At 66.7% G+C, this 12520-nt stretch carries 15 protein-coding genes; 5 read left to right on the forward strand and 10 right to left on the reverse strand.

Features of this window, described 5'->3' with window-relative positions; genetic code table 11:
* Positions 1–66: 66 nt before the first annotated feature.
* Entirely contained in the window at positions 67–234 is a 168-nt protein-coding gene (locus ACM1PE_RS32720) for a hypothetical protein (protein WP_118932573.1), read from the forward strand.
* On the opposite strand, the gene ACM1PE_RS32725 is transcribed toward ACM1PE_RS32720, so the two are convergent.
* The 5 genes from ACM1PE_RS32725 to ACM1PE_RS32745 all read right to left on the reverse strand — a co-directional run bounded on the left by ACM1PE_RS32725 (position 228) and on the right by ACM1PE_RS32745 (position 4413).
* Positions 228–707 (reverse strand): YaiI/YqxD family protein, encoded by a 480-nt coding sequence (locus tag ACM1PE_RS32725; protein ID WP_419342182.1) that lies wholly within the window; start codon positions 705–707, stop codon positions 228–230. The two genes, ACM1PE_RS32720 and ACM1PE_RS32725, sit on opposite strands and share 7 nt — an antisense overlap.
* 4 nt (positions 708–711) lie before the next feature.
* A complete protein-coding gene (locus ACM1PE_RS32730; RefSeq protein WP_054458453.1) occupies positions 712–978 on the reverse strand; it encodes a hypothetical protein in 267 nt (88 codons plus the stop codon).
* 42 nt (positions 979–1020) lie between these two features.
* The gene (locus tag ACM1PE_RS32735) at positions 1021–2526 is read right to left on the reverse strand and encodes a TAXI family TRAP transporter solute-binding subunit (RefSeq protein ID WP_306634262.1); all 1506 of its coding nucleotides are present in this window, start codon (positions 2524–2526) and stop codon (positions 1021–1023) included.
* Complete coding sequence (gltS, locus tag ACM1PE_RS32740; RefSeq protein ID WP_059372954.1) at positions 2523–3731, reverse strand: sodium/glutamate symporter; 1209 nt, start codon at positions 3729–3731, stop codon at positions 2523–2525. Before gltS ends, ACM1PE_RS32735 begins: the two co-directional genes overlap by 4 nt.
* A 184-nt stretch (positions 3732–3915) precedes the next feature.
* Entirely contained in the window at positions 3916–4413 is a 498-nt protein-coding gene (locus ACM1PE_RS32745) for a GNAT family N-acetyltransferase (protein WP_419343874.1), read from the reverse strand.
* A gap of 259 nt (positions 4414–4672) precedes the next feature.
* On the opposite strand from ACM1PE_RS32745, the gene ACM1PE_RS32750 reads away from it, so the two are divergent.
* Both ACM1PE_RS32750 and ACM1PE_RS32755 read left to right on the forward strand, forming a co-directional pair.
* Positions 4673–5725: a glycosyltransferase family 2 protein gene (locus tag ACM1PE_RS32750; protein WP_059372958.1), complete on the forward strand. Its 1053-nt coding sequence runs from the start codon at positions 4673–4675 to the stop codon at positions 5723–5725.
* A 1-nt stretch (position 5726) separates the two neighbouring features.
* A complete protein-coding gene (locus tag ACM1PE_RS32755; RefSeq protein ID WP_251877970.1) occupies positions 5727–7307 on the forward strand; it encodes a glycosyltransferase family 39 protein in 1581 nt (526 codons plus the stop codon).
* Here ACM1PE_RS32755 and ACM1PE_RS32760 read toward each other — a convergent pair.
* Positions 7267–7662 (reverse strand): GtrA family protein, encoded by a 396-nt coding sequence (locus tag ACM1PE_RS32760; RefSeq protein ID WP_118932577.1) that lies wholly within the window; start codon positions 7660–7662, stop codon positions 7267–7269. The genes ACM1PE_RS32755 and ACM1PE_RS32760 overlap by 41 nt on opposite strands.
* 36 nt (positions 7663–7698) lie before the next feature.
* On the opposite strand from ACM1PE_RS32760, the gene ACM1PE_RS32765 reads away from it, so the two are divergent.
* Positions 7699–8514: a ChbG/HpnK family deacetylase gene (locus ACM1PE_RS32765; RefSeq protein ID WP_059372961.1), complete on the forward strand. Its 816-nt coding sequence runs from the start codon at positions 7699–7701 to the stop codon at positions 8512–8514.
* A gap of 33 nt (positions 8515–8547) precedes the next feature.
* Here ACM1PE_RS32765 and ACM1PE_RS32770 read toward each other — a convergent pair whose 3' ends face one another.
* Complete coding sequence (locus ACM1PE_RS32770) at positions 8548–9411, reverse strand: LysR family transcriptional regulator (RefSeq protein WP_059372963.1); 864 nt, start codon at positions 9409–9411, stop codon at positions 8548–8550.
* A 109-nt stretch (positions 9412–9520) separates the two neighbouring features.
* Here ACM1PE_RS32770 and ACM1PE_RS32775 point away from each other — a divergent pair, with 109 nt between their 5' ends.
* Positions 9521–10003, forward strand: a complete 483-nt coding sequence (locus ACM1PE_RS32775; RefSeq protein ID WP_059372966.1) for a multidrug/biocide efflux PACE transporter — start codon at positions 9521–9523, stop codon at positions 10001–10003.
* On the opposite strand, the gene ACM1PE_RS32780 is transcribed toward ACM1PE_RS32775, so the two are convergent.
* The 3 genes from ACM1PE_RS32780 to ACM1PE_RS32790 are packed head-to-tail and all read right to left on the reverse strand — an operon-like array spanning position 9978 to position 12497.
* A complete protein-coding gene (locus ACM1PE_RS32780; protein ID WP_251877968.1) occupies positions 9978–10628 on the reverse strand; it encodes a GntR family transcriptional regulator in 651 nt (216 codons plus the stop codon). The two genes, ACM1PE_RS32775 and ACM1PE_RS32780, sit on opposite strands and share 26 nt — an antisense overlap.
* A complete protein-coding gene (locus ACM1PE_RS32785) occupies positions 10628–11593 on the reverse strand; it encodes a branched-chain amino acid ABC transporter permease (protein ID WP_059372969.1) in 966 nt (321 codons plus the stop codon). The genes ACM1PE_RS32780 and ACM1PE_RS32785 overlap by 1 nt, the downstream gene beginning before the upstream one ends.
* A gap of 1 nt (position 11594) precedes the next feature.
* Complete coding sequence (locus tag ACM1PE_RS32790) at positions 11595–12497, reverse strand: branched-chain amino acid ABC transporter permease (RefSeq protein ID WP_419342184.1); 903 nt, start codon at positions 12495–12497, stop codon at positions 11595–11597.
* Positions 12498–12520 lie beyond the last annotated feature (23 nt).

Here is a 12520-nt window from a genome sequence, read left to right on the forward strand (position 1 = left end):
CCTGACTATCATTGATAACAAAGGCTTTGGCCCGTGGGGCCAGGCATAGGCGAACAGGAGAAGGTCATGTCCGAGCACACCAATACCATGTTGATCATCATCGTCGCCGGCGTGGCGCTCATGTTGGTCGGCTTCGGGCTGCGCGACCGCAATATCGGCATGGGACTGATGGGCATAGGCCTGATCACGGCCCTGGGCACGATCATCTACAAGGCCTACATCACCTTCTATTGACCGCTTGCCGAGTCCGGCTGCGTCTTGCGCGCCGCGCGCGCCAGCAGGGTGTCCAGCTGGTTGGCGAAGGCCTTGCGGTCGGCCTGGCTGAATGCCGCCGGGCCGCCGGTATCCACGCCGCTGGCCCGCAGCTCTTCCATCATGTCCCGCAACGCCAGCCGCTCCCGGATCGTTTCCGGCGTATAGCGTTCGCCCCGCGGGTTCAGGGCCATCGCGCCTTTTTCCAGGACTTGCGCGGCCAGCGGGATGTCGCCGGTGATCACCAGGTCGCCCTCGGACGCGCGTTCGGCGATGTGGGCGTCGGCGACGTCGAAGCCGCGCGGCACCTGCACCGCGCGGATCAGCGGGGAGGGCGGGGTGTAGAGCATCTGGTTGGCCACCAGCGTCAGCGGCAGTTGCCAGCGCTGGGCGGCGCGGAACAGGATGTCCTTGATGACCGCGGGGCAGGCGTCCGCATCGACCCAGATATGCATGCGCTTACTTGTCCAGCGCGTTTTGCAGCACTTCGGCCACGATGTCGTTGGTCGACACGCCGCGTTCGGCCGCCAGGGCACGCAGCTTGTCGGCGTGGGCCTGCGACAGCTTCAGGGGGAACGGCACCAGGCCGGCGGCCTGGTCCAGTTTGCGCTGTTCGCGGCGGTCGGGCACTTGCGAGGCGGTGCCGAAGCGGTCCGGGGTGGAGGCTTGCTTGAGCTGGCCGGCCAGCTTCAGGGCCTGGTTTTTCTGCAGATCGAATTTATTCATGGGGATTCCTGGTAGGGAGCGCAATCATAAGCGCAACCGGCTTCATTGCGGCTTGGCCTGTTCAAGCTTGGCCAGCCCTTCCTGGGCGCCGTCGTGCAGCGGCACGGTCAGTCCGCGGCGGGCGGTCGCCAGCCCTACCTGGGCGCCCTGGGCGGATCCGGCGGCCAGCAGGTCCTGCCCGGTCACGTAGACCGCGCGCACGATCACCAGGGCCTCGTCCCGGGTCAGGTCCGCGGTGGTGAGCAGCAGCGCCGCCATGCCCACCGTGGGGATCGGCTCCGTCTGGTTGGGGTAGGTGCCGGCGGCGATGTCCAGCGGCATCAGCGCGTTGTCCTCGGCCCCGGTCAGCGCCTTGATGGCGGCGGGGTCCAGCGGCAGCAGCTTCAGTCGCGCCTGGGTCAGCGCATCGCGCAAGGGCGTGGCGGGCACGCCGATGACCTGGGCGGCGGCGTCGACCTTGCCGGAGTTCAGCGCCGGCAGGGACTCGGTGAAGGGCGTGTCGGCCACGGTGTAGTCGCGGCCGGCCTGCAGGCCATGGGCGGCGAGCACGGTTTCCAGCGTGGCGCGCACCGCCGAGCCTTCCGGCCCCAGGGCGATGGTCTTGCCCTTGAGATCGCGTACGCCGCGCAGGGCGGCGTCGTCGCGGACCACGATATGGACCAGTTCCGGATACAGGCTGCCCAGGGCGCGCAGGCCGGTGAAGGGGCCCTGGCCCGCGAATGGCCCCTTGCCGTCATAGGCGAGCCGCGCCGTGTCGGCCTGGGCCAGTCCCACCACCGCGTCGCCGCTGCGCAGCAGCGCGATGTTCTCGGCGCCGCCGCCCGTGATCAGCGGCGAGACCCGGATCTGCTGCTTGCGTGCGACGTCGCTCAGGGCGCGCGCAAACGCCACATACTCGCCGCGGTCCGGGCCGCCGGCCAGCGGGTAGCCCTGTTGCATGCGGGCCAGCCGGCCGTTGATGCGCGCCACGGAGCGTTCCAGTTCCTGTTGCACTACGTGCTGCGCGGTGCTGGAGGCGCTGTAGGAAACCGAATGAGTGATCTGGTCCAGCGTGTCCAGCAGTTGGCGCGTGACGGGCGGCGGCGCGCCGGTGTCCAGGTTGGGCGCCTCGGCCGCCTTGAAGCCGGCCGGGGTCACCAGCTTCCAGGCGTCGCCTTCCTTGCGGTAGATGGCGCTGGCGTGCGCGACGATGCGGTCGCCCGCCTGGTTGCCGCCGGATTTCACGCCGCTGATGCTGCGCGGGCCGGCGCCCAGCAGCGTGACCAGCGCGGCGGCGCCGGGCTGGTCCCAGGCGCCCAGGGTGATGTTGCGCGCCAGGTCCAGTTCGACGTCGTAATAGACCACGCGGCGGGTTTCGCCCGCCGGGGCGCTGCTGTCCGAGGCCGATCCCATGCGCTTGATCCCGGCGATACGGAACAGGTCCGCGCCGTAGGCGGTGGCCAGGCTGCGTTCCACGTCGGCGCGCAGGGCGTCGGTATCGGGCGCGCGGCCGCAGGCCGCCAGCAGCAGGCAGAAGCTCAGAATGACAAGGCGTTTGAACATGGTCACATGCCTCCCACGAACGGCAAGGAGATCAGCGAGGTCAGCACGATTACGTTCAGGATGTCGACCAGGAAGGCGCCGGTGACCGGCACGACGATAAACGCTTCCGGCGCCGGGCCATGGCGCCGCGTCAGCGCCTGCATATTGGCAATGGCGGTGGCGGTCGCGCCCAGCGCGAAGCCGCAGAACGCGGCCGACATGATGGCTGCTTCGTAGTCGCGCTTGAGCATGCGGAACACGACCCAGGCGGCATACAGCGCGCATACCAGGGTCTGCACCGCCAGCATCAGGGCCAGCGGGCCGGCCAGGCGCGCCACGCTGGACAGGTCCAGCGTCATCATCGTCATGCCCAGGAACAGCGACAGGGAGATGGTGCCGATGATTTCGGTGGCGCGGTCGTCCAGCTTCAGGCCCAGCTTTTCGCCGCCGTTGCGGATCAGTACGCCCGTGGCCAGGCACCACAGGAAGTTCGGCAGGCTGACCGGGGCGTCCTCAACCAAGGCGGCCAGGTAGCCGCCGACCACCAGGCAGACCAGGGCGGCGGTCAGGGACACGATGTAGGAGCCGGCGGAGGACGCGGGCGCGTTTTCCATCAGGTCCGCAGGCTCGTGGCCGTCGCCGGGCGCGTGGTCGAGGCTGCCGGCCAGCTTGTGGCGCCGCATCAGCCATTCGGCCACCGGCCCGCCCACCACGCCGCCCAGCACCAGCCCCAGGGTGGCGGCGGTCATCGCCAGCGCCATCACGTCCTGGATGTTGTTGAAGTCGGCGAAGCGCGTGGCGTAGGCCGCGCCCGTGCCGTGACCGCCCACCAGCGTGATGGTGCCGCCCAAGAGGCCCATCAGCGGATGCATGTCCAGGAGCCAGGCCATGCCCAGCCCGACGGCGTTCTGCAGCACCAGGAACGGGATCAGGGCCAGCAGGAAGGCAATCAGCCTGGGGCCGCCCTTGGCCAGCAGCTTGAGGTTGGCGGTCAGGCCGATGCTGCCGAAGAACAGCAGCAGCAAGGTCGGCTTGATGCTGGTTTCCAGCGAGACGGAGACGCCGCCCCAGGTCGCCAGCAGGTAGGCCAGTACGGCGAACAGGAGGCCGCCGACGATGGGGTCCGGAATACTGTAGCGGGCGAGGACGCCGATCTTGGTGGTGAGCACGCGTCCGATGACCAGGACGAGGCAGCATGCCAGCAGTGATTGAACGGGCGTAAGCGAGATCATAGGTGCCTTTGCGCCCTGTCAGGGCACGGTGAACTTTCTGGCTGTTTGAACCCTGCCGCCTCACACGGACTGAGGCTTATGTTACGTCCGCCGCGCGGGCGATGTACATGGGGCAGGGAGGCGGCGCGCGGCGCGGGGCCGGGCGGGCGGAAAGCCGCGGCGGAGGTCGCCGCGGCCGGGGCGGCTAGAGTGGAAATGCGCGCGACATGTATTGCGCGCGCGGCCCGTAGCCAGCCAGTTTTTCGGTCAGGTCGGCGCTGTCTGCGCTGACCGGCAGGTAGCCGTGGCGCTGCCAGTAACCCACGGCGGATTCCAGGGACACCAGGCTGGCGCGGCACAAGCCGCCTTCATGCGCGCTGTCGGCGGCGGCGCGCAGCAGCGCCTGGCCCACGCCCAACCCCTGCGCCGAGGGCGCCACGGCGCAGTCGTGCAGGAACCAGTGGTCGGCCGCGGCCGGCAGCGCCGCGAGCGCCACATCCAGGGCGGGCGGCAGTCCCGCGTCCCAGGGATAGGAAATCAGGTAGCCCAGCAGCGCATCCGGGCTGGCCCCAGCCTGCGCTACCCAGCAGTGCGAGGGGGCGAGCGCCAGGCGGTTCTGGAAGAAACCCGCGCTTTCCAGCAGGAAACCGGGGTAGGCCAGGGTCTGGAGGGCCAGGATGGCGTCCACGTCGCTGGCCTGCATGAGCCGGACTTGATATTGCATGACAACCTGCGAAAACAAAAAACTCGGGCGCATTTTACCGATGCGCGGGCGCAGTCCGGCTTTACAGGGCTTCACAAATTGGGGACACAGGTTTACGCCACTTTATTGTTTTCCGGGGGACGCTCCCTAGAATTCATCTGGATTTCTCGGGCGCTGCAGGCAATTGCGCATTTCATGAAAATTCGACAGATCCCTACGCATACTGCTCGGCATAGTCCTGCATTCCGAGTCTAGAGCCATGCACATTCAGTTCCGGTCCGAATCCGCTGTCCCGCAAGTGCTGACCAAATCGTATCCGCTGGAAACGGTTTGGCCGGCGGCCGAGGCGCGCGTGCCGTACGACACTTGCGTGACCTGCGTCATTCCGTGCCTGAACGAATGCGAGAACCTGCAGGTGCTGCTGCCTCTGCTGCGCAACCGCCTGGAGGCGCTGTGCACCAGCTGGGAAATCATCGTGGCCGATGACGGCAGCACGGACGGCACGGAAGCGCTGATGGCCGAATGGACCGAACACGATGGTTTTCGCTACGTGCAGCTGTCGCGCAACTTCGGCAAGGAAGCCGCGATCAGCGCCGGCCTGGAAGCCGCCACGGGCAATGCGGTGATCTGCCTGGATGCCGATCTGCAGCATCCTCCCGCCTTGATCGAGCAAATGCTGGCGCGCTGGGCCGCCGGGGCCGAAATGGTCTACGCCGTGCGCGAGACCCGCGCCGACGAATCCTGGGCCAAGCGCGCTGGCGCGCGCTGGTTCTACAAGTTGTTGAGCGGCGCGCGCGGCGTGGACGTGCCGGCGCACGCGGGCGATTTTCGCCTGATGGACCGCAGCGTGGTGGACGCGCTGATCGCGCTGCCCGAACGCACCCGATTCATGAAAGGCCTGTACGCCTGGGTTGGCTTCAAGGGCGAGGCGCTGGCCTATACCCCCGAGGAGCGCATGCACGGCGACAGCCGTTTCAGCAGCATGCGCCTGGTCCGGCTGGCGCTGGACGGCCTGACCGCCTTCACGACCTGGCCGCTGCGCCTGGTCAGCCTGGTCGGCGTGGCCTTTGCCATGCTGGCGCTGGCCTATGCCGCCTATCTGGTCGGCGAGTACCTGTTCTTCGGCAACGAGGTTTCCGGTTGGACGACCATCGTCACGGCGGTGCTGTTCTTTGCCGGCGTGAATCTGATTTCCCTGGGCGTGGTGGGCGAATACGTGTCGCGGATCTTCGATGAGGTGAAGGGCCGGCCGCTGTTCGTCGTGCGCCGGCGCCAGGGCAGGGCTTCCCGACCGGGCCAAGGCTTGGACTGACATGTTCGCCACGACGTTCTGGCGGCGCTCCGATTGGACCCCGCCAGCGGGACGCTTCCTGATCGCGATAGGCGCGTGGCTTGCTTTCCTGGCCTGGATCAGGCCCCTGACCCTGCCCGATGAAGGGCGCTATGCCGGTGTGGCCTGGGACATGCTGCGCAGCGGTTCGCATGCGGTGCCCCTGTTGGACGGCATGCCGTATTTCCACAAGCCGCCGCTTTACTACTGGCTGACTGAGCTGTCCTTTTCGGTGTTCGGCGTGCATCCCTGGGCTGCGCGGGTGCCCTCTTGGCTGGCTGCGTGGGCCGCAGCGGCTGCGATGTACGCCTTTGTGCGCCGCTATCGCGATCCCGCGACCGCCATGACGACCGTGCTGATCCTCGCCACCATGCCGTTTTTCTATGGTGGCGCGCAGTTCGCGAATCTGGACATGCTGGTGGCCGGCATGATCACGCTGTGCGTGCTGGCGGCAACGGATACGGTGCTGCGCGAGGAGCGCGGAGAAGCCTGGCACGCGATGGCCGTGGCGGCTGGCGCGCTGGCCGCGCTTGCCGTGCTGGCCAAGGGGCTGATCGGCCTAGTGCTGCCGGGCGCCATCCTGCTGATCTGGCTGGTGTGGGAACGCCGGTGGCGCGGCCTGGCTGCGCTGTTCTGGCCGCCCGCGCTGCTGGTGTTCATCGCCGTGGCGGCGCCGTGGTTCGTGCTGATGCAGTGGCGCTATCCAGGTTTCTACGACTACTTCTTTGTCTATCAGCACTTCCAGCGCTTTGCCGCTACTGGTTTTAACAATGCGCAGCCGTTCTGGTTCTATCTGCCGGTGGTGGCGGGGCTGAGCTTGCCCTGGTCGCTTTGGGGCGGCGGCATCCTGCGCAAGACGTTCTGGGAAGCCGGTCCCTCGCGCAGCTTGCGGCGCCTGGCGGTGCTGTGGTTTGCCGTCGTGCTGGCGTTCTTTTCGCTGCCGAATTCCAAGCTTGTGGGCTATGTCCTGCCGGCGCTGGCGCCGCTGGCTTTCCTTCTGGCCGAAGTGATTCAGGGAGCCAGGCGCGCCGACGCCGATTCGGCCACCCGCCTGCTGCGCCTGAGCGCCGCGGTGGCGGTGGGGATCTGCGTCATCGCGGTGGGCATCGCCGCCAACAATGCCCGCGGCAGCGCGGGCCCGCTGGCCAAGGTGGTGCGGGAGCAGGCGCGGCCGGACGATACCTTCGTGTCGTTGCACACCTATCCCTTCGACCTGGCGCTGTACGCCCGGGCGCCGCGGCCCGCCTGGGTGGTGGACGACTGGCTCAATCCGGAGGTGCCCGTGCGGGACAACTGGCGCAAGGAGCTGTATGACGCCGCCCAGTTCGACCCCGAAACCGGCGGACAGGTGCTGCTCAGCCCCGCGGAGTTCAACGCGCGCCTGTGTCAGGCGGCCGAAGGCAGCCGCTACTGGGTATGGGGTACCGCGGCGGACAACCAGGTTTATGCGCCGTTGCAGGGGCTGGCGCCGGTGGTCAGCAGCGTGAAGTATGTAATGTGGCGCGTCGACGTGGACGCGGCCCTCAGGCAGCGGGTTTGTGGCGGAACGCCCAAAGCCGGCTAGCGATGAAGGTCGCCACGGCGAGCCCGAGCAGGATCAAGGCAAGCAGGATGTCGTAACGGATGGTAGTGCTATGCAGTAGCCAGGCGTATGCGGCTTCGTTGATGATGAAGCCGGCTGCTGACACAAGGAAGAAACGCCGCGCTGCTACCGTCCACGGAGTTTTGGAATGTCGGAACGTAAGCCGGTAGTGGCCAGTGAAGGAAACCGCGAATGCAACCAGCCAGCCGATCAGGTTGGCGGCCAGGGGCGGCATGCGGAAGAGTTCGACGCAACCCACGGCGACAGCCCAGTGGGTGGCCGCGGCGGCGCATCCGACGGCAATGAAGGTGCTTACTTGTTGCAGCAGGGCGCGCATGAAGGGCGTGGCGGAAATGAAGTCAAAGGTATAGCAATGAGCAAACGTATCGTGGTCTGCGGTGATGATTTTGGCATGAATGCCGATATCGATGAAGGCATGATTGCGCTGGCCGGCATGGGCCGGCTGAGCGCGGTCAGCTGCCTCACGCTGGGTCCGTCGTTCGCGTCGAACGCCGGGCGTCTGGCCCCGATGAACGTGGATATCGGCCTGCACGTGAACTTCACGGAAGCGCTTACGCCTGGCGCCGAGCCCATGCCCACGCTGAGCCGGCTGATCCTGAGCGCCTATGCGGGCGGACTCGACGCCGCCTGGATCGATGCGCAGCTGGCGTGCCAGTTCGATGCTTTCGAGGCCGCGTTCGGCCGCGCGCCGGACTATGTCGACGGGCACCAGCACGTGCATCAGCTGCCGGGCATCCGCGAACGGCTGCTGCTGTTGCTCAAGCAACGCTATGGCGATCACATGCCTTGGCTGCGCCAGACGGCGCCGGGCATGCAGGTTGGCATTCCCCTGAAAGAAGCCCTCAAGGCGCGCGTCATTGGCGCGCTCGGTTCGAGCGCGCTGGCGCGCGAGGCGCAAAAGGACGGCATGCGCACCAACCGCCGGCTGCTGGGCGTCTATGGCTTCGAAGGCGGCAAGCGGCGCTACGCGGACCTGCTGCAGAACTGGCTGTTCAACGCGCGCGACTGCGACCTGGTCATGTGCCATCCGGCCATGGGCAGCCAGGATGACTGCGCCATGTCGCGCCAGCGCCGCGCGGAGTTCGACGTGCTGGCCAGCCCCAAGCTGGGCGACTGGCTCAACGCCAACGGCGTGCACATCTCGCGCTTGCCGGCCACGGCGCGCTGATCGGCTGCAAGGCCGTTGCGGCGCGGGCTGGCTCTAGCCGCCCGTCAGGCTCTGCAGCAGCCAGGCGCCTGCCGGCCCCAGCGCGCGGCGCCGCGACCAGACCGCGTCGACGCGGATGTGGCGCGGCCAGCCTGGCGCCTTCAGCTCCACCAGCTGATCCTGGCCGAAACGCTGGAACATCCAGCGCGGCAGTTCGGTCCAGCCAAACCCCAGGGTCGCCATGTCCATCAGCATCAGATAGCCGGGCGCCGACCAGGTCGCGTACGCGGGTTCGGTCTCCTTGTCGCCCAGTTCGTACGTGCTCAGGCGCAGCGCGCGTTCGGATTTCAGCTGGTCCTCCGTGACCCGGGGCAGCTTGGCCAGCGGGTGCTTGCGGCTCACGCACAGGACGATTTCAGAAAGCTCCGCCAGGGCGGCGTGCGCGACGTCGGGCGGATAGCTCTCCTGGGCGGCCATCAGCCCCAGGTGCGCGCGGCCCTGCTGCACCAGCGCCACCACATCCTCGTATTCCGCGATCAGGCATTCGAAGCGCAGCGCCGGATAGCGCTGGTCGATCTGGCTCAGCATGTTCTCGAAGGTCTCGGACTGGAACGTGTCGGACAGCACTACCGTCAGCCGGGGCTCCAGGCCTTCGGACAGTTGGCTGGCGCTGCGATTCAACCTGTCGTTGGCGGCCAGCACCTGCAAGGCCTGGCCCAGCAGCACGCGGCCCGCCTCGGTCAGGACGGGCTGGCGCTGGCTGCGGTCGAATAGCGCCACGTTCAGGTCCACCTCCAGGTTGGCGATGGTTTCGCTGATGGTGGACTGGCTTTTCCCGAGCTTGCGGGCGGCAGCCGAAAACGTGCCTTCGGAGGCGACCTGGGCGAACGCCGCCAGGGATTCCAGGGAGTGGCGCATGGACGGAGGCTCTTTGATTATCGGTTTTTCCGATGAAAACCATCTTTATGGTAACGGAAATATCGTCGAAAATCCCTGCCACTGAGTATCAACCGACCGCAGGTGGGTCATGACGCAAGCCAAGAAATCCATTAAAGAACGTTTCCTCCACGCCTTTCTGTTCGAAATCATCGCCATCGGCCTGTGCGCTCCGGCGGCTGCCTGGGCCATGGGCAAGTCCCTGTTCGAAATGGGCGTGCTGACCGCGGTGATCGCCTGGATCGCGCTGGTCTGGAACATGATCTACAACGCTGGCTTTGACCGCATCGAGAACCGCATGGGCTGGACCCGTACGCTGCGGCTGCGCGTGGTGCATGCCTTCGGCTTCGAGCTGGGCCTGATCCTGATCGTGATCCCGCTGGCGGCCTGGTGGCTCAACATCAGCCTGTGGCAGGCCTTTGTGCTGGATATCGCGCTGGTGCTGTTCTATCTGCCCTACGCCTTCCTCTACAACCTGGCCTACGACCGCTCGCGGCCGCGGGTGCTGCAGTGGCTGGCCCGCCGCAAGGGGCAGGCCGCGCCGGCCGTCACGCGTCAATCACCTTGCGCGTGAACATCTCCAGGTAGTCCATCAGCGAGTCCGCGCCCTTGATGGCCGCGGACTCGTTGCCGGTGGCGATGCCTTCGGCCATCAGCATGTGGCGGCGCGCGCCTTCGGCGATGTCGCCCTCGTGCTGGTAGGCATACCAGAAGCGGCGGCACTGGATGATCAGCGGCGCCACCGCGTTCACGGCCGAGGCGTTGCGGCAGGCCTGATGGCAGACGTGGTCCAGCATCTGGTCGGCATGCATGTAGTCGTCGAGATTGCCGCCTTCCGCCGCCCGGATCATCTGCGTCGCGCAGTCCACGATCTGGCTGCGCTGCGCCGCAGTGGCGCGGCGCGCGGCGCTGGCGGCGATCAGTTGTTCCAGCGCCCGGCGGGTCTGGATCAGGTCCATGTGGTCCGCCAGCTGGATCATGGACACGCGCAGGCCGCGCCGCGGCTCCTGGCGTATCAGCCCGGCGGCCACCATGCGCAGCAGCGCCTCGCGCAGCGGCGTGCGTCCCAGGCCGGTCATTTCCACCAGATCCGCTTCCACGACCGCGCTGCCCGGCTGCAATTGCAGCGTGGCGATCATGCTTTCGATCTGGTCGTAGGCGACATCGGCGGCGCGCCGTTTGGATTCTGCTGCTGCCATCAACTATTGTTTTCCTTCGTTTTGCGCCACTGCGCGTAGGCCAGCCATTCGCCGACGAAGCCGCGCCGGAAGAACGACACGCACAACACGAAAATCAGTCCGATGACGATGGTGACGATGTCGCCCAGGGTGGCAAGGTAATTCTGCAAGCTGACGACCAGCGTCGCGCCCACCACCGGCCCCCATACCGTGCCGATGCCGCCCAGGAGCGTCATCAGCAGCACTTCGGTGGAAGTGGCGAGCGAAACGTCGTTCAATGCAACCAGCTGGAGCACCAGCGCCTTCAGCGAACCGGCCAGGCCGGCGACCGAGGCCGACAGCACGAACGCCAGCAGCTTGCACCGGTCTGTATCGTAACCTAGCGATATGGCGCGCGGCGCGTTGTCCCGGATGGTCTTGAGCACCTGGCCGAAGGGCGAATGGATCACCCGGTAGACGAACAGAAAGCCCAGCACGAAGACCCCCAGCGTGAAGTAATACATGTTGGCGTCCACGCTCAGGTCCACCAGGCCCAGGAACTTGCCGCGCGGAATGCCCTGCATGCCGTCTTCGCCGCGCGTCCAGCCCACTTGAACCGCCATGAAGTACGCCACCTGCGACAACGCCAGCGTGATCATCGCGAAGTAGATGCCGGTGCGCCGGATCGCCAGCCAGCCGATCGCCCAGCCGATGGCCGCGGCCATGGCCACGCCGCAAGCGATGGCGATTTCGGGCGGCAGGCCGCGGGCGCCGAACAGGATCATCATTTCGCCGGCCGCATAGCCGGCCCAGCCGAAGAAGGCCGCATGGCCGAACGACACCAGGCCGGTAAAGCCGGTCAGCAGGTTGAAGGCCAACGCGAACAGCGCAAAGCACAGCACCTTCATGACGAACACGGGATAGACGATCTGCGGGAAAAGCGGCACCAGCAGGGCCGGCACCAGCAACAGCGCCAGAATGCGGATCGAGGAGGGTATGCGCTGCACCTTATTTCTCCTTGCCGAACAGGCCGGCGGGGCGCGTCAGCAGAACGATGGCCATGACGATGAAGACGACTACCGTCGAGGCTTCGGGATAGAACACTTTGGTCAGCCCTTCCAGCAGGCCCAGGGTCAGCCCGGTGATGATGGCGCCCATGATGGAGCCCAGTCCGCCGATCACGACCACGGCGAACACGATGTTCAACAGGTTCGAGCCCATCAGCGGGTTGATCTGCATGACGGGCGCGGCCAGCACCCCGGCCACGCCGGCCAGCGCCACGCCGAAACCGTAGGTCAGGGTGATCATCACCGGTACGTTCACGCCGAAGGCCTGCAGCAGCTTGGGGTTCTCGGTGCCGGCGCGCAGCATGGCGCCCAGCCGGGTGCGTTCGAACAGATACCAGGTGGCAAGGCACAGCACCAGCGACGCCACCACCACGAAGGCGCGATAGGCCGGCAGGAACATGAAGCCCAGGTCGAAACCGCCCTGCAGGACCTCGGGCGGCTCATAGCCCACGCCCGAGATGCCGTAGAAGTAGCGAAAGCCTCCTTCCATCATCAGCGCGATGCCGAAGGTCAGCAACAGGCCGTACAGGTGGTCCAGGTGGTACAGCCGCTTGAGCAGCGTCTTCTCGATCACGACGCCCACCAGTCCCACCAGCAGGGGCGCCAGGATCAGCGCGGCCCAGAAGTTGATCTGCACGCCCGGCCCCAGCAGCTGCGGCAGCTGGGTAAAGCCGATCCAGGCCAGAAAGGCCGCCATCATGAACTGGGCGCCGTGTGTGAAATTGACGATGTTGAGCAGGCCGAAGATGATGGCCAGCCCCATGCTGAGGATGGCGTAAAAGCAGCCGTTGATCAGTCCCACCAGCAGTTGGGCGAGCAAGGCGGAAAGCGAGATGTCGAACATGGTAGGCGGCGGGCGGAAAGGTG

The sequence above is a fragment of the Achromobacter sp. PD1 genome (assembly GCF_048541815.1).
GTDB lineage: Bacteria > Pseudomonadota > Gammaproteobacteria > Burkholderiales > Burkholderiaceae_B > Achromobacter > Achromobacter bronchisepticus_A.